The organism is Bacillus sp. 165 (assembly GCF_017742235.1).
Taxonomy (GTDB): Bacteria; Bacillota; Bacilli; order Bacillales; family Bacillaceae_G; genus JAGHKQ01.
The window spans coordinates 20,515-44,998 of sequence record NZ_JAGHKQ010000010.1; the positions used below are offsets into that span (position 1 = coordinate 20,515).

Below are 24,484 nucleotides of genomic sequence, written 5' to 3' on the forward strand. Positions count from 1 at the left end.
TGTTTAATGCTAAAAGTATCCTGTTAGTTTCATATTAGATTGCATGTTACTGATACCACTAGGTTTATTTATTTCGCAATCAGGTTTATCCGTTCCATTTCTCAGACGGTGATAATCTCACCTCAGATAATGCACGCTGTGTAAAGCTTGTAACGGAACTGATGAAAGTATCTAATATGTTTGGGTATGGAGAAGTAAATCAGTATAATCGGCATTCAGTGTTAATGTCGGCTTACAAAAATATCAATGATGAAAAGTTCCGTTATTATATTCTCAAATAAAAAGCCGATGTTTTTAATGCAATGAAGGGCTTCTTCCGAGCAGAAACAAATGAGAGAATTGGATGAACGTAAGGGTCTTGAGTACAAAGGGAGCATGTACTCAGGGCTCTTTTGGTATGAAAATATAATCTACATACATATCAGTAACATATTGGCATAAGAGTATTTTTTGTCATAATTGAGATGAATAATAAAAAATCACATCAATTAAAGCGAGGATTATAAATGAATAAAATTTTCTGCTTGAATGATATTTATATATTTTTTCTAGTTGGGGCTCTATGCAAGATTTTATATTTAAAAGCTATGTTGAAAAAATTGCGTTGGCTTCAATAGGAGGACAGGGAGTAAGAATTGCGCAGCACAACGGATTTGAGATAATTTATAGTGAATTTGAGTTAGGTTACATAGGAGATAGGCTTTGGAATTCCTTGATTATATTTCGTCACAACTCATGGAGGCTAAGAAAAGGCATTAACATAAGCAGTTTCCTTTACTTTTTGATTAAGTGAAAGAAATGATACTGAGTCAAGGCGGTATTTACTACTTTATGATATAACCATATGGAAAGTGCTTTTGGTTCTGATTAACTGCAAAAGAACTGCAAGTAATTTCTAAATCTTTGATATGCTAAGATTACTATTCTAAACAAGTTTGTGCTAGGTAGGAGAAAGGAAAATTTATTCCATAATCAGCCTGAAAATCCTTTATTAACCGTAAAGTTATTTATATATATAATTTTATATGTATAAATTTCGTTTATATCATTATAACCGTTATCTATTATCTGAAAATTTAAAAAAATAATAAAATAAATATTGTAATTTTTTAGAAAAAATAGAAGAAAAGAGGATACCGATGTCAAAAAACAAAAAAATTTTAGTATTGACTCTAGGAGCAGGATTAGTCCTTAGCTCAGCTAATGTCCCAGCTGTTAATGTACTAGCAGAAAAACCAACCTCATTAGAATCTGTACTCTCCAATTTAACACCTCAACAAAGAGAAAACTACAAGCAGCTGCAAGCGGTGGAAACAGAAGGGCTATATTTATCATCGACAGTAGATCTAGAAAGTAATGAAACTATTAAAGTCATCGTCCAGCTCGATCATCACCCTGAAAAAGTTGCTCAGCTTAAAGCGCAACTAGAAGGGAAAGCGCTTTCTTCCGATCAAGCTAAGAAAAATATTGAAGATGACCAAACAGCCTTTAAAAATCATGTTGCTAAGATGTTTAAAGGAAAAAGCAACGGTGCCTATAAAATTAAGAAAACTTATACCCGTACGTTAAATGGGTTTTCTATGGAATTACCTGCCAATAAAGTACAAGAACTATTAGATTTAAAAGTAGTTAGAGCTATTTGGAGCGATGCTACAGTACAGGTAGAGCCTCCTGTTCAAGAGAAAAATGAAACACAAACAGATGCAAAACCGCTAATCGTGGATAGCTTACCTTTTTTAGGCATCGACAAACTGCATAATGAAGGGTTTACAGGAAAAGGAATCAAAGTAGGTGTTATCGATACTGGTATTGATTACCACCATCCTGACCTTGATGGAGTATACAAAGGCGGGTATGACTTTGTAGACAATGACAATGATCCGATGGAAACAACCTATGAAGATTGGAAAAAATCCGGAAAAAAAGAAATTTCGGGAGGTAACAGCTACTATACGGAACACGGAACCCACGTTTCCGGAACAATTGCAGGTCAAGGAGACAATAGCAGTGATTATAGCGTAATGGGAATTGCACCTGATGCAGACCTTTATGCATATCGTGTTTTAGGCCCGTATGGAAGCGGAACGACTGAAGCAGTCCTTGCGGGTATCGAACAAGCCGTTACAGATGGTATGGATGTAATCAACCTCTCTCTTGGAGCAACAGTCAATAATCCTTTTTATCCAACAAGTGTTGCAATTAACAATGCCGTACTCAGCGGTGTAACAGCTGTTGTATCAGCAGGAAACTCTGGCAGTAATTCCTTTACCGTAGGGTCTCCAGGAACATCGGCCCTCGCTCTTACAGTAGGGGCAAGCGATGTTCCGCGGAATGTCACGACCTTTAAAGGACAATATGGCTCTAACTCTATCAACCTGCAATTAATGGCGAAGCATTATTCTGATAAGCTAGCAGATTTTGAAGGTATGAACTTACCAATTGTTGATGTAGGCTTAGGAAAGAGCACTGACTATGTCGGTAAACCAAATGTTTCCGGCAAAATTGTACTCATCAGCCGTGGTGATGGTGCCTTAGTAGATAAAATCACAGTAGCAAAACAACGCGGTGCCAAAGCAGTCCTTCTTTATAATAATAATGAAGCGGAAGGACAAATTCCTTATTACTTTGGAGAAGGAATGGACTTTATCCCAACCTTCTCATTAACGAAACAAGAAGGAGAAGCGTTGCAAAGCAGCCTTCAATCTACTGAGAATTTGACATTTCATGATATGGGACAAGTCACAATGGAAGGTGACCGTCTTGCAGGTTTCAGTTCCCGAGGACCTTCTAGAGTGAACTATGATATTAAACCCGAAATCGTAGCTCCTGGAGTAAGTGTGATATCTACCGTCCCTTCTTATATAAACGATAAAACAAACGGTACATATGACTATGCGTATGCAAGGTTATCTGGAACATCGATGGCCTCTCCACATGTTGCAGGGATTGCGGCCCTTCTTTTACAATCAAATAAAAATTATAAACCTGCGGATATTAAGTCTATTTTAATGAATACAGCTGACCCTCTAAATGGCGATTACAGCGTGTATGAAGTTGGGGCTGGCAGAGTAGATCCATATGAAGCCATTCATTCACATATGAATTTCCAGGTCGTTGATGAAACGCAAAACATTGAAGATGGGAAAGAGGTTACAATAGCTGACCGAACAGGCGCTATGAGCTTCGGATTGCGTTATATAGATGATAAGGACCTTCGTGACAAGCGAACAATTGAAATAACGAATACGGGTGATACAAACAAAACGTTCCAAGCCAGCGTTAAATTTACAAAACGCTCGCTAAACGGTCAAGAAAATGGTGTTTCTTTATCTTTCGATAAACAATTGACTGTAAAAGCCGGCAAGTCAATGAAAACGAACATCTCTTTAAATATTCCACAAACAGCTGAAAAAGGGTATTACGAAGGATATGTGAAGTATGTAAATACAGCAGATTCGTCTGAAGAATACCAAATTCCGTTTGCTGTGAGAGTAACTGAAGAGGGTATAGAAGATATTGAAGCATTTAACTTTTCAACAAAAATTAATAATCAATTTGGATCAGTATTTAATTTTACACCTGGTTCCTTTGTATTAAGATCTCCAATGGAGCAGCTCAGTCTTGTATTAGTAGATCCAAAAACTAATAAAGATTTAGGACTAGTGGGGACACTAGATCCAACACTGATAGGAGAAGGAATAAGGGTTGTTTTATATTCAATGTTTAGTGGTTACTATTATCCTTACACAGAAAATGCAAAAAATCCTATCTCTGTGAATCCTACACTAGCACCAGAAGGACATTATAAGCTGAAGCTTGTAGGGGTAAATGCAAAAGGAAAAACGTTTACTGCAGAAACAGATACGTTTATCGACAATACAGCTCCAGAAATTTCGAGCAGCTTACCGACTGGTGTGTATGAATATGAGCCGGGAACTACTACTGTACCGGTTTCAATGAAACTGTATGATAAAGGCATTGATGATATGAAAGCTGCGGGTCTTAACGTTACTCAATCTAATAACTATATCACGTATTATTGGGGATCACCGTACCCGAATCCTATACCATTAATTACAGATGCTAATGGCGATTTTTCCGATGAGATTCTAATGGGTGCAAGTTTAAATCGATATCCTGTTGCCTTCTTTGGATTTGATTCCGTTGGGAACTTTGCGAGCAGTGGGCCGATTATCAATCATTTTCTTCCTAAAGGTACTCCATATGTAACGGCGTCGATGGACAAGAAAGAAGTGAAAGCAGGCGATTTAATCAAGCTCACATTAACTGCTAACAATATGGAGAAATTAAAGCAAGGAAACTTCTCTGTTACGTATGACAAAAATGAAATGGAATTAGTGGATGTGCAACTAAATCCAGAGTTCTTAAAGTATGGGAAATCGACTATGACAAAAGAAGTTATAGATCAACAAGGAAAGCCCACTAACCAGTTAAATACAACAGTTGTAATTAGCGAAGGTTCAGGAGTTGAAGTAACAGGACATGTGCCAGTTATAGACGTGATAGTAAAAGCAAAAGAGGCTAAATTCGGAAAAAGGAATGCTTTGAAAACCCCGTCGCCATCAGCAACGTACATCGATACTGATGGAAAAGTAACTAATGTAAAAGGCTATTTTGCGGGAGATAATCCAGAATTATTACGCAGCTATTCAGAAGTACGAGGCAGCATTCTAGCACAAGGGTTTTATGGTGCAGATGGGAAGTATGATTATGATATAGACTTCTCTAATGCACCGATATCTGTGAAAGTAACGGATGCAGATGGAAAGAAATATGATGGAACAATGCAAAGAAACGACTTTACAGTAACAGGCTTACCTGTAACTGATAGACCATTCGAGATGGAAGTCAATATTCCAGGGCATTTTCCAGTTCATACATCGTTTACACTTTATGAACAACGTGGAGACAGAGTGATTGGAACTTGGCGCGAAATGCTTCTTCGTAAACAAGATGCTGGAGATGTTAATCAGGATAGTGTAATAGATATTTTGGATGCCGTTGCGATAAAAGAAAGTTGGGGATCTAATAACCAAGAAGCTGATTTAAATTTCGACGGAGTAATCGATGCAAAAGACTTTGAGCTAGTGGAATACAACTATCTTGAAACAGATCCGGGAGTTAACGATGCACCGCATCCTAAGAGAACCTATAAAGGGCAAACATTGGGAGATATAAAGAAAGAATTAGGTATCAACTGATTGTAAGGTACTTAATAGTAAACATAGAGACGCTAATCTGTTTTGTGGAACGTGTCTCGGTCCTAATGCGAAGAACATGAAACAGCCTAAAGAAACAATTAAAAAGAAATCTTGAAAGAACTCAGACGGGAACTAAGGCAATAAGAAGTAAAAAGGGGTGCTTGAAAAAAGCACCCCTTTTTTATCATAGTGCACAACGCAGGTTAAATCCTTTGAAGAAAAAGTTACCGCTTTCATCTTGTTTTTTGTAGCGTTTGATGCTACTATTAGTTTAGTAATTTAATATTGGATCACATGTTACTGATACGATCAGGCATGGTGGTAAGGTAAAAAGATATTTAATCTTTTTATTGTACCCCCATGCCTTTTTTGTTGTTCTCAAGTCTGGTATAAGCGGCAAAGGTGCTACAGAATATCGAGCAGCAACAGAAATTGAGTATTGTGAATCAGTGTCTTATCGAATAATAAAGGAGAAATAACTATGCTGCTGAATATGTTTAAAAAAGCAAAATTACAAATATACACTCCAGTTCAAGGAAGAATTGTACCACTGGAAGAGGTTCCTGATCCGGTTTTCAATCAAAAGATGATGGGAGAAGGAGCAGCAGTAATACCTGCGAAGGGAGATATCTGTGCTCCTGTAGCAGGAACCATTATTCAAATCGCACCTACTAAACATGCTGTCGGTATTCTTGCTGAGGACGGGACTGAAATTCTTATTCACGTTGGGCTAGAAACAGTTGCATTAAAGGGGAACGGTTTTAACGTAGTTACAGGTGAAGGAGACAAGGTTTCCGTAGGTCAAAGTCTTATTGAAGTGGATTGGGAGTATATTAGTGCCCATGCAAAAAGTATTATCACACCCATTGTAATAACGAATAGTCAGCAAGGTAATAAACAGTATGCTGTTACAGGAGAAAAGGAGGGGATACCAGGAAAGACGGTGATTATAACAGCCTCCGTTAAGTAACACACTGTTTAGTGTAGTGAAAACGAGGAGGGAATGTTAGGTGAAAATAATCAAAATTTTGAATAATAATGCTGTTATAGTAATGGACGGCCAGCAGGAGAAAATAGCAGTTGGAGCTGGCATTGCTTTTAACAAAACGAAAAATGATGTTGTGAATATCCACAAAATCGAAAAGCTTTTTGTTATGAAGGAAAATGATAAGCTGCAGCAGCTGCTAAGCCGTATTCCAGAAGAGCATTTTACCATATCAAATGACATAATCACCTACGCAGAAAAGCACCTTGGTACAAAGCTGAATGAACGTATTCATATCGTTCTCACCGACCATCTTTCATTTGCTATTGAAAGAGAAAGAGAAGGCATTCAATTAAAAAACAAGCTGTTGCATGAAATAAAAATTTTATATAAAAGAGAGTTTGAAATAGGCCTTTGGGCTATTCAGCATATTAAAGATACATTGTATATTGATATGCCTGTAGATGAAGCAGCCTTTATTGCTTTGCATATTCACACAATGAAACTGCAAGGAGGTGATTTGCGTCAAACTGTGAAGCAGACAACTATTGTAAGAGACATGATTCAAATGATTAAGGAATGCTTGAATATCACGATTGAAGAAGAGGATTTGTCTTATCAGCGTCTGATTACCCATCTTCGATTTGCTTTAGACAGGCTTAGTCATTATGAACATCACACGATGGATGAGGAAATGTTGGAAATGATTAAAAAGAAGTTCCCGCTTCCCTACAATTGTGCAGCGAAAGTAGCAAAGGATCTATCTCTAGTACATGGCATTGAGCTGCCAGAGCAAGAATTAGGGTATATTACCCTTCATATTGAAAGGCTAAGAGAGAATAGTACTTTTAACAAGTAAGGACAGATTGAGAAGCGCCTATAAAGCTATAAAAAAATTCTTTTACGTTTAACGAAATTATAATTTTTTAATTGGATTACACCTTAGATTTATGGACAGCAAAGTCCTTAGGGATGAAAGTCTTTATAAATAGATATGAATTATAAAAATTTTGGAGAAGGAGAATGATCAAAATGATGAAGTATTTACAGAAGATGGGCCGTTCATTGATGCTCCCTGTAGCAGTGCTACCCGCTGCAGCTATTCTAATGGGTATTGGTTATTGGATTGACCCTTCAGGCTGGGGCGCAGACAGCCCAGTAGCTGCGTTTTTAATTAAAGCAGGAGCAGCTATTATTGATAACATACCAATTTTATTTGCTGTAGGTGTAGCTTTAGGTATGGCAAAAGACAAAGATGGTTCCGCTGCATTGAGCGGGTTGGTTGCTTACTTGACAGTGACAACATTGCTTTCTACAAATTCAGTAGCTCTGCTGCAAGGAATTGATGTAGCCGATGTAAGTCCAGCCTTTGGGAAAATAGGAAATGCTTTTGTAGGGATTTTATCAGGTATTGTAGCTGCAACAATGTATAATCGCTTTAGTCATGTGAAACTGACAGACGCGCTGTCTTTCTTTAGTGGAAAACGATTAGTCCCAATTATGACAGCGGTTTCGATGATCGTAGTTTCAGCAGTTTTATTCTTTGCTTGGCCGGTTATTTTTACAGGATTAGTTTCATTTGGTGAAGGTATTAGTAAATTAGGAGCTCTTGGTGCAGGGTTATATGGATTCTTTAATAGATTATTAATTCCAACGGGATTACATCATGCGCTTAACTCAGTGTTCTGGTTTGATGTGGCAGGAATCAATGACATCGGTAACTTCTGGTCAGGTAATGGAGAAAAGGGAGTTACAGGGATGTATCAGGCTGGGTTCTTCCCAATCATGATGTTCGGCTTACCGGCTGCAGCGCTTGCGATGTACCATACTGCAAAAACGAAAAAGAAGAAACAAGCTGCTTCATTGATGCTAGCTGCAGGTTTCGCTTCATTCTTTACAGGAGTTACAGAACCTATTGAGTTTTCATTCATGTTTTTAGCACCTGGGCTTTATGTAGTGCATGCAGTGTTAACAGGTATTTCATTAGCCGTTGCTGCTTTGTTTCATTGGACAGCAGGTTTTGGTTTTAGTGCAGGACTAGTAGACTTTATTTTAAGTTCAAGACTGCCGTTGGCTAACCAACCTTATATGCTTCTTCTTCAAGGACTTGTTTTCGCAGTTATTTACTATGTGTTATTCCGCTTCTTAATTGTTAAGTTTAATCTTCCAACTCCTGGAAGAGAAGAAGATGGTGAAGAAGTAATGGAAACATCACATGCGCAAGCTGGAAATGAGTATGCAGCCATGGCTGCCGCGATTTATGACGGCTTAGGCGGAGATGCTAATGTCGTGTCTGTTGATAATTGTATTACTCGTTTAAGAGTAGAAGTAAAGGATATGAATAATGTAAATCAAAATAAAATTAAGGCAACAGGTGTACCTGGAATCAATGTAGTGGGATCACAGAGCATCCAAGTTATCGTGGGAACACAAGTACAATTTGTAGCTGATGAAATTGAAAAAATTCGTAAATAAATTAATGAAGAACCGCTTATGAAAGTAACGGGTTCTCTTTTCGGAGGGAAAGTAAATTTGAATTGCTTAAATCACTCTGTTTTAGCAATACAATTTACACAGTAAATAACAGAAAAAAGAGCATTGAGATGTCTCGATGCTCTTTTACATTAGGTCAAAATCGGCTCCTTCTGGATACAAAGCGATATATTCCTCGTCTTCAGGGTTTAAATAAGCTATTTTTACTCCTTCAAGTAGGTTGTTATTTTTTAGTTCTTCTATGATTGTTTGCGTTGCCTTCTCAACATCTACAACATAGTTGACAATATTAGCTGTACCACTACCTATATCCCCGCCATCGCAAGAACCGTTACCTGTCCAACCTAAACATTCATTCATTAAATCCTCAACGTGATGTCGCTTTTCTAGAGCTGCTTCCATTTGGTCTTCTTCATAGCTGTATTGAACAACAAGCTCGAATAGTTCATCTTCATCTAAATAATCGAAACCTTCATTAGCTTTTTCTTCTGCTAATTCATCCATCAATTTTTCTGCCTTTTGAAATAGTGATAATTTCTTTTCCTCAGTCTCACCAGTATCTCCAACAGTACCGTAATGAATAAATAGTGTTTTACCATCTTGCCAAACTTCCCAATACAAAACCTCATCATCAATCTGCTTAACCATCTTAATCAAGACCAACACCACACACTATTTTATCTTAGCTAGATTATATCATTTATTTTAAAAACCTTGTTAGTCATTCCCAGCCTTTGTACAGGAGTAAGTTTATCAAAGCCAGGTGTTTAATAAGATATAAATATCATAATTTTTATCATTCGAAATCGCTTTAAAACAGCACAATAATTAGCAAAGACAATAGTTATTGCCCAATGTTATTTTATGTGTTAATTGTCTGCTATTTTAATTGCGATTTCAATTAAAACCTTGATTTAACAATAAAAAGACAGACCGAAATTTTGTTATTTGGTCTGTCAATTGGATGTTTAATTTATGCTTTTCTCTCCCAAAGGAGAACCCGTTATTATGAAAGCGGTTTTTTTTTATAAGAATAAGCGGGTATAGACATTTTGAAATCTCTTGTCTCTGCTTTAAAGGGAGCTTTTTAAGGTATTTGAAAAAAAGTGTAGAAATGGTGTGAAATCCATATTGGACAGTGCTGTACTGTATTAATTGTGCACAATTAACTGTATGGAGAGTAGGTTGTTTAATAAAACTACAATTTGCATATTATACCCCATACAGGTATAATGTATATAAAGGGTTGTTAAATCTAAGCTACGAGGTGATGTCTTTGAATCGGTGTGAAGATGGCAATACTGATGGAAGAATGGTTCCTAGGACAGAAGAGGAAATCGAAAATGTCATTAAACGTTTAAAACGAATTGAGGGACAAGTTCGCGGTGTGCAAAAGATGATAGAAGATAATCGGTATTGTGTAGATATTTTAGTACAAATTTCTGCGATTAATGCAGCATTAAATAAAGTCGGATTTTCCTTATTAGAGCGACATACAAACCATTGTGTGTCAAAAGCTATTCAAGAAGGCAATGGAGAAGAATCTATTAAGGAACTAATGAGCGTCATTAAGCAATTTTCGAAGTAAAAGTAGAAGGAGGATATCATCATGAGCAGGCACAAACAAATGATAGTTGGAATAACTGGTATGACATGTGCCGCCTGTTCTGCTCGCATTGAAAAAGTGCTTAATAAAATGGATGGGGTAGAGGCCAATGTGAATTTAGCTATGGAAAAGGCTACGGTTACCTATGACCCATCTAAGCAAGAAGCGAAGAGCATTAAAGAAAGAATTGAAAAACTGGGATATGGAATTGAAACTGAGAAAGTCATTCTTGATATTGAGGGTATGACATGTGCTGCTTGCTCTGCTCGAATTGAAAAAGGCTTAAATCGTTTAGAGGGAGTCTCACAAGCTTCTGTCAATTTAGCTGCTAATAGTGGAGTGGTAGAGTATGACGAGACCGTTATCTCAATTGAGGATATTTTAGAAAAAATAAAAAAGCTTGGCTATAAAAGTAGCGTGCGAAATGAGCAGTTAGATGCTGAAGGAAGACACAAAAAGATACTTAAGGAGAAGAAGCTTCAATTGTGGATTTCCGTTATTCTAGCTCTACCATTGCTATACACTATGTTGGCACATATGCCGTTTGCTACAAGGGTGCCTATGCCACATTTATTGATGAATCCATGGTTTCAGCTTGTGCTGGCTACACCAGTTCAGTTCTATATTGGCGGTCATTTCTATACAGGGGCATATCGAGCGCTTAAAAATAAAAGTGCCAATATGGATGTGTTGGTTGCACTGGGAACATCGGCTGCGTATTTTTATAGTTTATATGAAGCAATTAAAACAATTCAAAACTCTTCGTATGCACCAAACTTATACTTTGAAACAAGTGCGGTACTCATTACACTTATTCTCGTTGGAAAATATTTTGAAGCATTGGCAAAAGGCAGAACAACGGAGGCGATGTCCAAGCTCCTTAGTCTGCAGGCAAAAGAAGCTATGGTTATACGAGAGGGAAAAGAAGTAAAAGTACCGTTAGAGTATGTAGTTGTTGGAGATACGCTTGTGATTAAGCCTGGAGAAAAAATACCTGTAGACGGTATCGTTCTATCAGGTATGTCTTCTGTCGATGAATCCATGATTACAGGGGAATCTATTCCCGTTGATAAACAACCAGGAGAATTTCTTATCGGTGCAACCATTAACACTAATGGATTATTGACTATGCGAGCTGAAAAAGTCGGAAAAGATACTGCACTTGCAGGTATTATCAAGATTGTCGAGAAGGCCCAAGGTTCCAAAGCTCCGATTCAGCGTATGGCTGATATCATATCGGGCATATTTGTTCCTATCGTGGTAGCAATATCTCTTATTGCCTTTTTGACCTGGTATTTTTTCATCTTGCCTGGCGATTTGCCAAAAGCCTTGGAAGTAGCTATCGCCATTCTAGTTATAGCCTGTCCTTGTGCGCTCGGATTAGCCACACCGACTTCCATCATGGTGGGTACAGGAAAAGGTGCAGAAAATGGTATCCTCTTTAAAGGAGGAGAATTTTTAGAAGGTACGCATAAAGTGAGTGCGATTTTATTAGATAAAACAGGTACTGTCACAAAAGGAAGACCAGAAGTGACAGATGTAGTAAACCTTCAAGACGATATGTTAGTGTATGCGGTATCTGCGGAATATTCTTCTGAGCACCCATTAGCTTATGCCATAGTAGAATATGGAAAGGATAATGCTATTGATTTGAAGCCTGTAGAATATTTTAAGGCTATTACGGGAAATGGCATTGAAGCAATTATAAACGAACGAACAGTTCTTGTAGGCACACGTAAACTCATGAAAGAACGCGGGGTAGAGGTTTTTCAATATGAAAAATGTATGACAGATTTTGAAAATCAAGGAAAAACTGTTATGATGGTGTCCGTTGATAATCAGCTTGCCGGTATCATTGCTGTAGCAGATACAGTCAAGGAAAGCTCAAAATCTGCAATCCAAGCCTTAAAACAATTAGGTGTGAAAGTATACATGGCAACAGGCGATAATAAGAGAACTGCTGAAGCAATTGCAAGGCAGGTCAATCTTGAACATGTATATGCAGAGGTACTGCCGGCTGATAAGGTAAATATCGTGGAAAAGCTGAGACGAAAAGGCAATATTGTGGCGATGGTAGGCGATGGTATTAATGATGCCCCTGCTCTTGCGCAAGCAGATATTGGTATGGCAATCGGTACTGGTGCTGATGTTGCTATTGAAACTGCTGATGTGACATTGGTTGGAGGAGATCTGGCTCATATTCCGAAAGCCATTGAATTAAGCCGAAAGACGATGAACAATATCCGGCAAAATTTGTTTTGGGCACTCTTTTATAATACAATTGGCATCCCAATTGCAGCTGCAGGATTATTAGAGCCTTGGGTTGCTGGTGCCGCAATGGCATTCAGTTCCTTATCTGTTATAACAAATGCGCTTCGCTTGAAACGCGTAAAAATATAGAAATCGGAGGAAGACATAATGACAATCACATTACACGTAAAAGGAATGACTTGTAATCATTGTAAGGCGGCAGTCACTAATGCGCTGCAGGAATTGGGAGGAGTAACAAAAGCGGAGGTACATCTGCGAGAAGGGAAAGTAGATATAGATTTTGATGAGACAAAAGTAAATATTGATAAAGTCAAAGAGGCTATAGAAGATCAAGGCTATGATGTGAAATAAGTAAAGAAGGGTGACTGGTTAATTGAATCGGTCACCTTTTACTTTTCATTTGAGGGGGGTATATAATTTTTACCCGTACTAAATAATAAAATGGAAATGGAGTGATTAAGAAAGGAAGGCTTTTATCATGCAACATTTAACGGAACTGGAACTAGAAAATTTACGTCATCTTATTGGAGGACATGAAACAGTTGCTAATAAATTGGATCAGTATGCTCAAGCTTGCAGTGATCCAATGCTTAAACAAATGTTACAGCAAGATGCGCGGGCAGCAAGGAATACAAAGCAAACATTGATGTCTTTTTTAGGATAGGAAGGTGTTTAGCATGAATGATAAAGATATGGTCAATGATTATTTAGCCGGCTTGAACGCCAGTCTCACCGGTTATGCCAATTATATAACTCAGTCTGATAATGAACAGCTGCGCCAAGCATTGATTCAAATTAGAAATCAATGTGAATCTAAGCAACGTAATGTTTATGAATATGCGTTACAAAAAGGGTATTATAAACCTGCAGCTCCGGCTGATCCTAATGTAGCAGAGCAACTGAAAAGTGAATTAAGCTCCCAATAAACCTAGATACACTGCTTCAGGACGAGATACTATGGACCAAAACAGACCTTATAAAAAGGTCTGTTTTGGTCCATACGGATATTGACTCTAAGGTTTTTCTAGAGGATTATTTGTTATCTTTGAAGTGATTCTTGTTAAATCCAGCTTTTGCATTTTGTTGTTTTATATGTTGAACGCCCATCTCATTGGAAAACTCTTGAGTGTATTCTGCATTTTGTGCGGTAATCTGTTGCAGACTTGTTCCAGAAGCTGTTTGGTTTGTATTTTTTAGAAAGGAATTTTTGTTCATCCATAATTACCTCCTTATGGATAATTTGAGCCCAGTGCTGTCTAAATAGACGCGGAAATTATATGAAGAGGTATGTGTCGCTTAATAGATGATTAAGGAGTACTTTGGCTATACGTCTTTTACTTTTTTATATTGACATTTATTTATTCAAACTATATATTTAACTTTGTGAAATATTTAATGAAGTTATATATTTAGGTAAAATAATTATTAAGGAGGATTAATTTATGAAGGAGATGAATGACTATATTGAGCGTATTCAATCTGCATTGCATACTACTATTCACAAGATGCAACCAGAGATACTTGAAAGCATGCACGCTCAAGGTATCACTCCTACACAGTTTTTTGTTCTTGTCTATTTGAAAAAACAAGGCAGCTGCAAAGTTTCCCAATTGGCAGAACAATTGGACGTAAAGCCGAGCGCCGTTACCTTTATGGTGGATAGATTAGAACAGAATGAATTGGTTCAGAGAGAGCATGATAAAAAAGATAGAAGAGTTGTTAATATCAGTTTGACTATGCGAGGAGAAGAGAAGCTTACAAAAGTTATTAAAGATCGAAAGGCTATTGTGGAGCGGTATCTTGGTTATTTGAATGATGAGGAGCTCTCGTTTATGGCTGATATTACAGAGAAGCTTGCAGAAGCTGTTATAGCGATGAGATAACGGGGACATTCTTAGCCCTAAAATAAAAAAGATTACAAATAAAGGGAGACAATGAGATGAGTACATCAATGAATACTACTAAAAACCGTACGCTATTGTTAATCGGTTTAATTATTGCCATGTTCTTCTCTGCACTTGACGGTACGATTGTAGGGACAGCAATGCCTAGAATTGTTGGAGATCTTGGCGGGTTAAGCATGATGACATGGTTAACAACAGCATACTTACTGACGTCCACGACAGTAGTTCCCATTGCAGGAAAACTTGCTGATTTATTGGGCAGACGAACAGTCTATGTGACAGGGCTTATCATTTTTATGGCTGCTTCCGCACTTTGCGGCATGGCCAATAATATGACGGAATTAATTATATATCGCGGTATTCAAGGAATTGGCGGCGGTGTTATGATGCCGATGGCAATGATTGTTATTGGGGACTTATTTACAGGAAAAGAACGCGCAAAATTTCAAGGGGTTTTCGGTGGTATTTATGGTCTTGCATCTGTAATCGGCCCGCAAATCGGTGGATGGATTGTAGATTCTTTAAATTGGAAATGGGTATTTTATATCAATTTGCCTGTTGGAATTATAGCGACAATCTTTATCGCAATGGGATTACAGGGACGTAAGCAAACAGGACCAATTAACTTTGATATTGCAGGTATGTTTACCATGATTGTCGGAGTAGTCAGCCTTCTTCTTGCACTTAGCTTCGGAGGAAAGGACTATGCTTGGGATTCATGGCAGATTCTTGGGTTATTCGCATTAGCTATTATTAGTTTAGTAAGCTTTGTAATTGTTGAAACGAAGGCAAAAGAGCCAATTCTTCCTATGTACTTGTTCAAAAACAGAACATTTACCATGTTGAATTTGATTGGTTTTTTTATGGCTATAGGAATGTTCGGAGCTATTACATTTGTTCCGTTCTTTATGCAAGGGATTGTTGGAGTGAGTGCGACGGAGTCAGGAACGATTATGACACCAATGATGATTGCTATGATTATTTCCAGTATTATCGGCGGTCAAGTTGTCTATAAGGTAGGAATTAAACCGCAAATTATAACAGGTATGTTAATTATGGCAGGCGGCTTCTTTTTATTAACAACATTAGATCTAGATACGAAAAAATTAGTAGCAACCTCCTATATGGCTATCATCGGTTTAGGGATGGGATTAGTCATGCCGATTCTGACGTTGGCTCTACAAGAAAGCTTTTCAAAAGCAGAACTAGGAGTTGTCACTTCTTCAAGCCAATTCTTCCGTTCCATTGGAGGAACATTCGGGATTACAATTTTAGGGGCGGTCATGAACAATAGATCTGGTACGCTTCTAAAAGATAAATTTGTTCCATTCTTAGACACATTACCAGCCGAAGCGGGCTCTATGGTATCTCAGTTTAAAGAGATGATTGCGACGAATCCTGAAGGACTATTCCAAATTTTGTTCAGCCCCGAAGCCTTGAAGCAAATACCTGCTGCTTTAGCAGAACAAATGGTTCCGATTTTAAAAACATCTTTAATGGATTCACTTCACAGCGTATTTTTTGTAGGTTTATCATTTATTGTAGTAGGGGCAATATTTACTCTATTTGTAAAGCAAATTAAATTGTCAGGCAGAAAAAAAGAAGCGACAGATGAAGAAGATGCAGACAAACGAGCTGCAGTATCTGTTGCCGATTAATTAAGATGTAGAGCATAAAGACCTATGGTATTGAACCATAGGTCTTTTGCTATTTGGTTTTTAGATAACGTCCCTTGCTAATTTAGTAATAGATTAAAAAAGGTTTATTTTACTCATTAGGCGGAGAATAGCTGAATACAATGAAAGGGAATAAGGAGAGAAGAAAAATCATGTTTTTTATAGAGGGAGTGATAATACTTGAATGGAAAGCAGCCGAATTATACATCCATCCAATCTTATACACCTTACCATAGCCCTCAGGATCCCTGTCCATCCATTGGTCAAAAATATTATTTTACGCCCCCGCAGCTATACGTAGGCTTTCAGCCTGAGAATCTAGAGCAGTTTAACTATAAAGAAGCTTTAAAAAAGGGAACCTTGTGGCCGATTTTTTATGATTCTTATGAAAATCCTTATAAAGGCAGGAGGTAATAGAATATGCAACAACCCTTGCCGCTAGAATATTATCAGCTGTTAGAGGAGCTGCAGGCTGTTGATTTTGTACTGGTAGAGCTTACGTTATATTTAGACACGCATCCTCAAGATATGAATGCTATCAATCAATTTAACCAATATGCTCATTATAAAAAGCAAGTTCAAAAAGCTTTTGAAGAAAAATTTGGTCCGCTTCAGCAATATGGCAGCAGCTACTCCGATGAAAAATGGAGCTGGCATAGTGGACCATGGCCTTGGCAGGTATAGAAAGGAGATTGGACATGTGGATTTATGAAAAAAAGTTACAATATCCTGTTAAAGTGAGTACATGTAATCCGAGGCTTGCAAAGTTTTTAGTTGAGCAATATGGGGGAGCAGATGGAGAGCTCGCAGCGGCGTTGCGTTATTTGAATCAGCGCTATACTCTTCCAGATAAGGTAATCGGTTTATTAACGGATATAGGAACAGAAGAATTCGCCCATTTAGAAATGATCGCCACGATGATTTATAAGCTAACCAAAGATGCGACGCCGGAGCAAATGCGCGAAGCTGGTTTAGATGCTCATTATGCCAATCATGATAGTGCTTTGTTTTATCATAATGCGGCCGGTGTGCCATTTACAGCTACTTTTATTCAAGCAAAAGGAGACCCCATTGCAGATTTATATGAAGATATAGCCGCTGAGGAAAAAGCTCGTGCTACATACCAATGGATTATCAATATGTCAGATGATCCGGACTTGAACGACGGGTTAAGTTTTTTACGGGAAAGGGAAATAATTCATTCTCAAAGGTTTCGTGAGGCTGTTGAATTACTGAAAGAGGCGAAAGATGAAAAAAGAATTTTTTAGATGATGAATTAAGACATGATACTAAAACCAAAAAGCCTTCCATACACGAGCTGTACGGAAGGCTTTTTGGCTCCAAAAGGGAGCTACACGTCGTAAGTATGCAGGTAATATGAGATTATTCTTACAAGATATAGCCTCATAACAACAGTACTATTTAACTAGATAAACATTTTGAATCCTTCTAAAACGATTCCGATTATAAATCCGCAAACCGCTCCGTTCACACGAATCCACTGCAAATCTTTCCCTACATTGTTCTCCATCATTGCAATCAGTGCTTTATCATCGTATTTGTCCAAATTTTCTTGTACAAGTTTCCCTATTTTAGAGTGATTGCTCTCTACGAGATGAATGATTTGTCTTTGAATCCACTTTTCGAAATTCGCCATATAAGTGGGGTTGTTCTTAATTTTATCTAATGTACTCGCTGCAAAAGGAAGAATATGCAAAGTAACAAAATCATCTTTTTGTACAAATGCTAAGGTTCTTTGCTTCAGCTCTTCAATAATACTGGTAAGGTGTTCTTCACCATGCCAGCCATCAATGAGTTTCTTTTTCCAGTTTTCTATTTCAGTATGAAGCTGTTCGTTATCTTTTAGTTTTGTGAGCTCCGTTTGGATTCGGCGAAGCAAAGCGATTCGATTACCATTATCAGCTTCATGAAGGCTATGTAATCCTTTCAAAATGAAGTTTTGTAAAATACTTCCTAGCTTTTCCTCATCAATAATATTCATAAATGATTTTAGTGCGAATTGCATAAAACCATCCAATTCAATATTGTTGAGTGCTCTCATCGCTAAAGTGCCTAGTTGTTTGCGGGAATCGTCTTTTTCAGTCCATTCTCTAACTTTAAGAAGAAAATAATCTAGCGCTTTTTCATCATATCCCTGTGTAAGTATTTGATCGATTGCAGATTGAAACAACGGTGTAGTGTTAACAGAGTATAGATAGGTCTTAAGCTCCTTTTCCGCAAAAATAGCTGTTTTTTGTACATTAATATGAAGAATAGCTTGTTTTACAATTGCTTGAATGGCTGTTTTAAAGGAATCAGAATATATTTCTTTCTCTAATATATTTAAGATTTTTTCGGCTAGATGCATTTGCTGCAATTTAGCAGTAATACTTTTTTTCGTAAGCCACTCATTTTCTAACATATTAATAAGACCCTTAGTAAGCCTTTTTCTATTTTTAGGAAGCAGAGCTGTATGGGGTATACGTAATCCTAATGGATGACGGAATAAGGCTGTAACTGCAAACCAATCAGCTAATCCGCCAACTAGTCCAGCTTCAAAGCCGCCTTGGATGATTTCTCCTGCCAAGGAGCCTTGAAATGGTAGGGTTCCAACAAAGCCTGCCCCCATTACTGTAAGTGAAATGCCGGCTAAATATTTTGACTGTATAGACATATTTGTCTCTCATCCTTTTCAAAATAAAGTCATGATAATCAAAGGATATGCAATAACTCACTATTTTTCAAGTGAATGGCCTGTTTTCGTAGATAATGGTGCAAAACTTTTGTCTCAATACAAAGAATATATGATCAGTTTTGTAATTTTCTTAAAAGAGGCGATAGTGAATGTGAAAGCAAACCTTCTCGGTGTTTATTCTGAAAGATAGTGACACACTCTGCTGATGGAGAATTATTTTATAACATCTATATGAACTATAACGTTTGACTGTACAGTTCAGGTTGTTTTATCATATATACTATAGTAGGAGAGGAGTGAGTTCGTTGGGATCGTGTACCGAATCGGAGAGTTGTCGGAAGTGGCTCATGTTTCGAAACGCACCATTGATTATTATACGAATCTAGGACTGCTCCAAGCGGAACGTTCAGATTCAAATTATCGCTATTATGATGAGAAAGCGTTGCACACGTTGCGCTTTATCGAGCAATGTAAAAAAATGCATATGCCGCTTTGTGAAATTAAACAAGTGATTCAACAGAGGCAGCAAACAGCAGTAGATGCTGCTGTATTAGACCAAGTGGATGAAGTATCTAAGCATATTCGACAATTGGAAAGGGAATTAGTGGATTTAAAGCCAATTCTTGACAGGATGGATGATGAACAGCGCCAAATGATGATCAAGCATTTGTCTGGCCGGATGTCTGCTTTGACCCAAACACTATTATTATTTTTAATATAAGTATGAATTTGTAACTAAATAAAGAGAGAATGGAAATATACAGGAGGTGAATACCTTAGTCACCTGACTAAGGGAATTCTTTGGAGATATTGAATTTAGTTCTAGTTGCTGTTTTAATCGCATTAACAGGCTTCTTCGTTGCAGCAGAATTTGCAATTGTGAAGGTTAGAAGCACACGCATAGATCAGCTTGTTGCGGAAAAAAAGCGAGGAGCATTGGCTGCAAAAAAGTTGATTTCAAACTTGGATGAATACTTATCAGCCTGTCAGTTAGGGATTACAATTACGGCATTAGGACTTGGTTGGCTAGGGGAACCTACAGTGCACGACATGCTGGAACCAGTCTTTAAGAGCTGGAATTTCACGCCTGCTATTGCAAGTACGTTATCTTTTATTATTGCGTTTGCATCGATTACCTTTATACACGTAGTAGTAGGGGAATTGGCGCCTAAAACATTGGCAATTCAAAAAGCAGAGCGTGTAAGTTTATTATTTGCAAAACCGCTTATTGTTTTCTACCGCATCATGTACCCGTTTATTTGGGTATTAAATAATTCAGCTCGTATGTTCACGAGACTGTTTGGATTGAAGGCAGTTTCTGAACATGAAGTAGCCCATTCGGAAGAGGAACTTCGCTTAATTCTGACGGAAAGCTATGAAAATGGAGAAATTAACCAAGCTGAATATAAGTATGTAGAAAATATTTTTGAATTTGACAATCGGATCGCGAAAGAAATTATGGTGCCGCGTACAGAAATTATCGGACTGTACGCAGAGGATTCTATTGAAACACATATGAAAATTATAAGCACAGAAAAATATACACGTTACCCAGTGTTTGGTGAAGATAAGGATGACATCATTGGGATGGTAAATGTTAAGGACTTCTTTATTCTTTATATGAATGGGGAAAAGGAAAGCCTTGGTAATATTCAATCATATACCCGTCCGGTTATTGAAGTTATGGAGACAATTGCTATTCATGACTTGCTTCTTCAAATGCAAAAAAAGCGTATTCCTCTTGCTGTTCTGTATGATGAGTATGGAGGAACTGCCGGTATTGTAACATTAGAAGATATTTTAGAAGAAATTGTTGGGGAAATCAGAGACGAATATGACGATGATGAACGTCCGCCGATTCAGCATATTAGCGATAGTCATAAAATTGTAGAGGGCAAAGTGTTAATAAGTGAGATTAATGATATATTAGGTCTTCATATGGAAGATGAAGATGTAGATACAATTGGCGGATGGATTATGATGCAAAATCATGAAATACAAGAAGGAGAATCAGTAGAGGCGGAAGGATACTCTTTTAAGGTTCTTTCTAAGGATTCTCATCAAATCAAATCAGTTGAAATACAAATAAGTGTAAAAGAGCAAGCTGCTACCGTTTAGGTGGCAGCTTGTTTTTTGCTTGAAAATCTAATTTTAGATAATATCTAAAAAGTTAAGGAGAAATTAAGAGAAGTTTTTCATAATAACTACTGTATTCTTCAGATGCGTCAAACACCTGCTAAGAAAATAATAAAAAGGAGAGGTTTAACATGATGAAAAAAACTAGACAAGCCCACTTATGGATTGGAATTATTACTTCCGCATTTCTTTTGATGGAAGCGATAACGGGTCTTATTATGACGGAACCGTGGCTTATTGGAGAAGGGACACGTCATACCGAAATGAGTATGGATAGAGGGGCAGGGGGATTTAATTCGCAGCAAGGATCAGGCTTTGACGGAGATTTCCAGCCGCCCAATAATATAGGTGCTGAAGAAGGGAATATGGTTCCAAATGGAAGAATGGAAAGAGGCGGAGCGGCAAATTCATTGATGGGGATAATTAGAGGGCTTCATGAAGGGCGATTAGGAAATATGGATATAAGCTGGGTTATTGATATAGCAGCAGTTTCTATGATTTTTCTTACAATATCTGGTATTTATTTATCTGTAAAAGTATTACTAAGACAAAGAAAGGCACAGAAGAAGCAAGCACTCAAAGCAGAATCTCAGTCATAAGCTATTCAAAATGAATTTGATTTTAGAGTACGGATTTGTTAAGATGCGTTATATACCAACTTAAATATTTAAATTTTCTAGGGTTCCACAGCTTTGGCTGGCCTGGTCCGAGAGAAAATGCATATTGCAGCTGCCCTATGTTACACGGAGGGATAAAAGCCCGGGAGGATATCTGATTAATGATATTTTTCCGGGCTTTTTTATTTTATTAGGAAGTAAAATTTTGCTTTAAGGCTGTTCTAGGAAGGGAGCACGGAGAGAGGATTGTTTAGGCAATATGAAAAGGTGGAGAAAGAAGAAATAAAATGCTGTTAAAAGCATGCTGAAAATTAAAAGTCAAAAAATACACGCAAGATATAAAATAGAAAGCAGGGATCGCATGGGATGGGCGAAAGTATTTATAGCGGCTCTTTTTGAGGTGTTTTGGGTTATTGGCTTGAAGCATGCTGACAATACATTGGAATGGGGAGGAACGATACTAGCTATAAGTATCAGCTTTTATTTCATGATTGATGCGGGGAAAAGACTACCTGTGGGGACTGTATATGCAGTCTTTGTGGGAATTGGAACAGCAGGTACTGTCTTCTCAGAAACGTTTTTTTTCGGAGAAGCATTCCATATTATGAAGGTGTTTCTAATCTTTGTATTGCTTAGTGGTGTTATTGGTTTGAAGTTAGTAACGAAAACTACCGATAGAGAAGGAGCAGATACATGACAGCTTGGGTATATCTTATATTAGCTGGTTTATTTGAAATGACAGGTGTTGTCATGATAAATAAGTTTCATAAAGATCGCACTTGGCAATCATTTATAGTATTACTTTTAAGCTTTGGGTCTAGCTTCGGTTTTCTTGCTATCGCGATGAAGTCTTTGCCAATGGGAACAGCGTATGCTATTTGGACAGGAATCGGAGCATCCGGGGGAGCTGTTTTAGGAATGCTGTTGTATGGAGAATCGAAAAATGGGTTGCGAATTCTATTTATCATTATGATTCTTAGTGCAACAATCGGTCTGAAGGTAATTGCGTAAGGGAAAAGGAAACATTCAAAGGCAGTGTTAAAAAATGAGAACCTATACTTTTATTTTGGGAGAAGTTTTTTATAAGTAGACTAATGTCTTGGTTTAGATGAAGCTTTTGTGGAATGCTAGAGAGGATAAGGGGATTGTCATGATTTGTTAACATTTTCTATTGTATCTTGCTAAGAATTTAAGGAAGCAAATGGTATGATAGGTATTTAGAGATGTAATATAGATTATTGCTACAACCATGAATATAAAAGTTGCGTTTTATACATTGAGGGGGATAACGTGTTACAGAAAGAATTATTGCTGCAAGAAGCCGAGAACTTTATTGCTTTATCCTATAGAGAATTAAATAAGACGGAAGTAGAAATAGAGGAACGATTACATCAGGTGAAAGAGGAAATCGAAACACATGGATATTATGTGCATACCTTTGAGGAATTAGAGTATGGTGCTCGAATGGCTTGGAGAAACAGCAATCGATGTATCGGCCGATTATTTTGGAACATGCTGAAGGTATTTGATGCTAGAGACGTAAATACAGAAGAGCAAGTATTCAATGCTTTGCTCAATCATATTGAATTTGCTACCAATGAAGGGAAAATTCGGCCAACTATCACAATCTTTAAACCAAAAATAAATAATGAGCAAATCAGAATTTGGAACCATCAATTGATTCGATATGCTGGCTATGAAACAGAATATGGTATTATAGGTGACCCTGCCTCTGTGGATTTTACTCATATTTGTTCGACACTCGGATGGAAGGGAGAAGGGACACATTTTGATGTACTTCCTTTAGTCATTCAGGTGAATGAGGGTTTACCCAAGTGGCTCCCAATTCCGGGTAAGTACGTTCTGGAAGTTCCTCTAAAGCACCCTGAATTTGATTGGTTTGAAGATTTGAACTTAAAATGGTATGCAGTTCCTATGATTTCTGATATGAGACTGGAAATAGGTGGAATTGATTATGTTGCCGCACCTTTTAATGGCTGGTATATGGAAACGGAAATAGGAGCCCGAAATCTAGCCGATAGTAACCGTTATAATATGCTACCGCGTGTAGCGAAATTAATGGGGCTCGATACATCGAGAAACACGACATTGTGGAAGGATAAGGCGCTGATAGAACTTAATCTAGCCGTTATTCATTCTTTTAAAGAAGCTGGTGCGAGCATAGTAGATCACCACACTGCTGCACAGCAATTTTTGATGTTTGAGCAACAAGAAGCAGAAAGAGGGAGAAAGCTGACTGGAGATTGGTCGTGGTTAATTCCTCCCGTTTCACCGGCTGCAACTCATATTTTTCATAAACAATATAGGGATGAAATAGTGAAACCAAATTATTTTTATCAACGTAAACCTTATTCGTAAGAAAGAACTAGGAGGTAACATAGTGGCTAACAGGGGATTTTTAGTCTTTTAATTCTATCCTCTAGTAATGGGAAAGCAAGCCTCTTGCTGATGGCAGGTTCACTTTATCTGCAATAAATCTTTTTATAGTAAAAAAATGCTAAATAAATATTAGGCAAAAACATTGACAGAATATTAATATAGCATCTATAATACAAATCATACTTACTGAAGAACATGAATATACGATATAAAATTGAGCGATGAAGGGAATGCAAGTAGTGCTTATCTCACTGTTTTAGAGAGCTGATGGCAGGTGCAAATCAGTACAAAGATAAGGATGAAATTCGATCCTGGAGCATCTTTTTCAAAGTAAAGGGAGACCTTTATGAAGGGAAAGACGGTCGAACGATCGTTAACAAAGCTGAGAGGCAGACTAAGTCTGCAATTAGGGTGGTACCGCGATATATTCGTCCCTACTGATATAATCAGTAGGGACTTTTTATTTTGAAAACATAATA

Annotated in this window: 23 protein-coding genes, 1 pseudogene, 1 riboswitch and 1 other annotated feature; of the genes and pseudogenes, 21 read left to right on the forward strand and 3 right to left on the reverse strand. The window is 37.5% G+C overall.

The window, feature by feature from the left end; all coding sequences use genetic code 11:
• Nucleotides 1-74: 74 nt before the first annotated feature.
• From J7Q84_RS14100 to nagE, 5 genes and pseudogenes are all read left to right on the forward strand, one after another.
• Nucleotides 75-278, forward strand: a pseudogene (locus J7Q84_RS14100) (DUF444 family protein); the annotation flags it as partial.
• Between the two features lie 861 nt (nt 279-1,139).
• Nucleotides 1,140-5,222: a S8 family serine peptidase gene (locus tag J7Q84_RS18625; RefSeq protein WP_209095205.1), complete on the forward strand. Its 4,083-nt coding sequence runs from the start codon at nt 1,140-1,142 to the stop codon at nt 5,220-5,222.
• A 481-nt stretch (nt 5,223-5,703) separates the two neighbouring features.
• A complete protein-coding gene (locus tag J7Q84_RS14110) occupies nt 5,704-6,192 on the forward strand; it encodes a PTS sugar transporter subunit IIA (RefSeq protein ID WP_209095206.1) in 489 nt (162 codons plus the stop codon).
• 40 nt (nt 6,193-6,232) lie between these two features.
• Complete coding sequence (locus J7Q84_RS14115; protein WP_209095207.1) at nt 6,233-7,066, forward strand: PRD domain-containing protein; 834 nt, start codon at nt 6,233-6,235, stop codon at nt 7,064-7,066.
• A 173-nt stretch (nt 7,067-7,239) separates the two neighbouring features.
• Nucleotides 7,240-8,682, forward strand: a complete 1,443-nt coding sequence (gene nagE, locus J7Q84_RS14120) for an N-acetylglucosamine-specific PTS transporter subunit IIBC (protein WP_209095208.1) — start codon at nt 7,240-7,242, stop codon at nt 8,680-8,682.
• A gap of 144 nt (nt 8,683-8,826) precedes the next feature.
• Here nagE and J7Q84_RS14125 read toward each other — a convergent pair whose 3' ends face one another.
• The gene (locus J7Q84_RS14125; protein WP_209095209.1) at nt 8,827-9,357 is read right to left on the reverse strand and encodes a WGR domain-containing protein; all 531 of its coding nucleotides are present in this window, start codon (nt 9,355-9,357) and stop codon (nt 8,827-8,829) included.
• A gap of 619 nt (nt 9,358-9,976) precedes the next feature.
• Here J7Q84_RS14125 and J7Q84_RS14130 point away from each other — a divergent pair.
• The 5 genes from J7Q84_RS14130 (at nt 9,977) to J7Q84_RS14150 (ending at nt 13,503) form a co-directional block, all read left to right on the forward strand.
• Nucleotides 9,977-10,288 carry a metal-sensing transcriptional repressor gene (locus tag J7Q84_RS14130; protein ID WP_280635598.1) on the forward strand — a complete coding sequence of 104 codons (312 nt, stop codon included), beginning with the start codon at nt 9,977-9,979 and terminating at the stop codon, nt 10,286-10,288.
• Between the two features lie 21 nt (nt 10,289-10,309).
• Nucleotides 10,310-12,706, forward strand: coding sequence for a heavy metal translocating P-type ATPase (locus J7Q84_RS14135; protein WP_209095210.1), 2,397 nt, complete (start codon nt 10,310-10,312; stop codon nt 12,704-12,706).
• An 18-nt stretch (nt 12,707-12,724) separates the two neighbouring features.
• Nucleotides 12,725-12,928, forward strand: a complete 204-nt coding sequence (gene copZ, locus J7Q84_RS14140; RefSeq protein ID WP_209095211.1) for a copper chaperone CopZ — start codon at nt 12,725-12,727, stop codon at nt 12,926-12,928.
• Between the two features lie 127 nt (nt 12,929-13,055).
• Nucleotides 13,056-13,241, forward strand: coding sequence for a hypothetical protein (locus J7Q84_RS14145; protein WP_209095212.1), 186 nt, complete (start codon nt 13,056-13,058; stop codon nt 13,239-13,241).
• Between the two features lie 13 nt (nt 13,242-13,254).
• Nucleotides 13,255-13,503, forward strand: a complete 249-nt coding sequence (locus J7Q84_RS14150; protein WP_209095213.1) for a spore coat protein — start codon at nt 13,255-13,257, stop codon at nt 13,501-13,503.
• Between the two features lie 106 nt (nt 13,504-13,609).
• Here the strand turns inward: J7Q84_RS14150 and J7Q84_RS14155 are convergent, their stop codons facing one another.
• Nucleotides 13,610-13,792, reverse strand: a complete 183-nt coding sequence (locus J7Q84_RS14155; protein WP_209095214.1) for a gamma-type small acid-soluble spore protein — start codon at nt 13,790-13,792, stop codon at nt 13,610-13,612.
• Nucleotides 13,793-14,019: 227 nt separating this feature from the next.
• On the opposite strand from J7Q84_RS14155, the gene J7Q84_RS14160 reads away from it, so the two are divergent.
• The 5 genes from J7Q84_RS14160 (at nt 14,020) to J7Q84_RS14180 (ending at nt 17,425) form a co-directional block, all read left to right on the forward strand.
• On the forward strand, nt 14,020-14,460 hold the full coding sequence (locus J7Q84_RS14160; protein WP_209095215.1) for a MarR family winged helix-turn-helix transcriptional regulator: 441 nt from the start codon (nt 14,020-14,022) through the stop codon (nt 14,458-14,460).
• Nucleotides 14,461-14,516: 56 nt separating this feature from the next.
• Entirely contained in the window at nt 14,517-16,139 is a 1,623-nt protein-coding gene (locus J7Q84_RS14165; RefSeq protein ID WP_247739279.1) for an MDR family MFS transporter, read from the forward strand.
• A gap of 228 nt (nt 16,140-16,367) precedes the next feature.
• The gene (locus tag J7Q84_RS14170; RefSeq protein ID WP_348519863.1) at nt 16,368-16,571 is read left to right on the forward strand and encodes a spore coat associated protein CotJA; all 204 of its coding nucleotides are present in this window, start codon (nt 16,368-16,370) and stop codon (nt 16,569-16,571) included.
• Between the two features lie 6 nt (nt 16,572-16,577).
• Entirely contained in the window at nt 16,578-16,841 is a 264-nt protein-coding gene (locus J7Q84_RS14175; RefSeq protein ID WP_209095217.1) for a spore coat protein CotJB, read from the forward strand.
• A gap of 14 nt (nt 16,842-16,855) precedes the next feature.
• A complete protein-coding gene (locus J7Q84_RS14180) occupies nt 16,856-17,425 on the forward strand; it encodes a manganese catalase family protein (protein WP_209095218.1) in 570 nt (189 codons plus the stop codon).
• 158 nt (nt 17,426-17,583) lie between these two features.
• Here the strand turns inward: J7Q84_RS14180 and J7Q84_RS14185 are convergent, their stop codons facing one another.
• Nucleotides 17,584-18,831, reverse strand: a complete 1,248-nt coding sequence (locus J7Q84_RS14185) for a DUF445 domain-containing protein (protein ID WP_209095219.1) — start codon at nt 18,829-18,831, stop codon at nt 17,584-17,586.
• Between the two features lie 334 nt (nt 18,832-19,165).
• On the opposite strand from J7Q84_RS14185, the gene J7Q84_RS14190 reads away from it, so the two are divergent.
• From J7Q84_RS14190 to J7Q84_RS14215, 6 genes are all read left to right on the forward strand, one after another.
• Nucleotides 19,166-19,573 carry a MerR family transcriptional regulator gene (locus J7Q84_RS14190; RefSeq protein WP_209095220.1) on the forward strand — a complete coding sequence of 136 codons (408 nt, stop codon included), beginning with the start codon at nt 19,166-19,168 and terminating at the stop codon, nt 19,571-19,573.
• Nucleotides 19,574-19,653: 80 nt separating this feature from the next.
• Complete coding sequence (locus J7Q84_RS14195; protein WP_209095221.1) at nt 19,654-20,970, forward strand: hemolysin family protein; 1,317 nt, start codon at nt 19,654-19,656, stop codon at nt 20,968-20,970.
• Nucleotides 20,971-21,119: 149 nt separating this feature from the next.
• A complete protein-coding gene (locus tag J7Q84_RS14200; protein ID WP_247739280.1) occupies nt 21,120-21,587 on the forward strand; it encodes a PepSY-associated TM helix domain-containing protein in 468 nt (155 codons plus the stop codon).
• A gap of 66 nt (nt 21,588-21,653) precedes the next feature.
• A riboswitch (guanidine-I (ykkC/yxkD leader) is annotated at nt 21,654-21,756 on the forward strand.
• A 210-nt stretch (nt 21,757-21,966) separates the two neighbouring features.
• A complete protein-coding gene (locus J7Q84_RS14205) occupies nt 21,967-22,302 on the forward strand; it encodes a DMT family transporter (protein ID WP_209095222.1) in 336 nt (111 codons plus the stop codon).
• Nucleotides 22,299-22,616, forward strand: a complete 318-nt coding sequence (locus tag J7Q84_RS14210; protein ID WP_209095223.1) for a DMT family transporter — start codon at nt 22,299-22,301, stop codon at nt 22,614-22,616. The genes J7Q84_RS14205 and J7Q84_RS14210 overlap by 4 nt, the downstream gene beginning before the upstream one ends.
• A 279-nt stretch (nt 22,617-22,895) precedes the next feature.
• Nucleotides 22,896-23,984: a nitric oxide synthase oxygenase gene (locus J7Q84_RS14215; protein WP_209095224.1), complete on the forward strand. Its 1,089-nt coding sequence runs from the start codon at nt 22,896-22,898 to the stop codon at nt 23,982-23,984.
• A gap of 233 nt (nt 23,985-24,217) precedes the next feature.
• Nucleotides 24,218-24,444, forward strand: a binding site (T-box leader).
• The last annotated feature ends 40 nt before the right edge of the window (nt 24,445-24,484 follow it).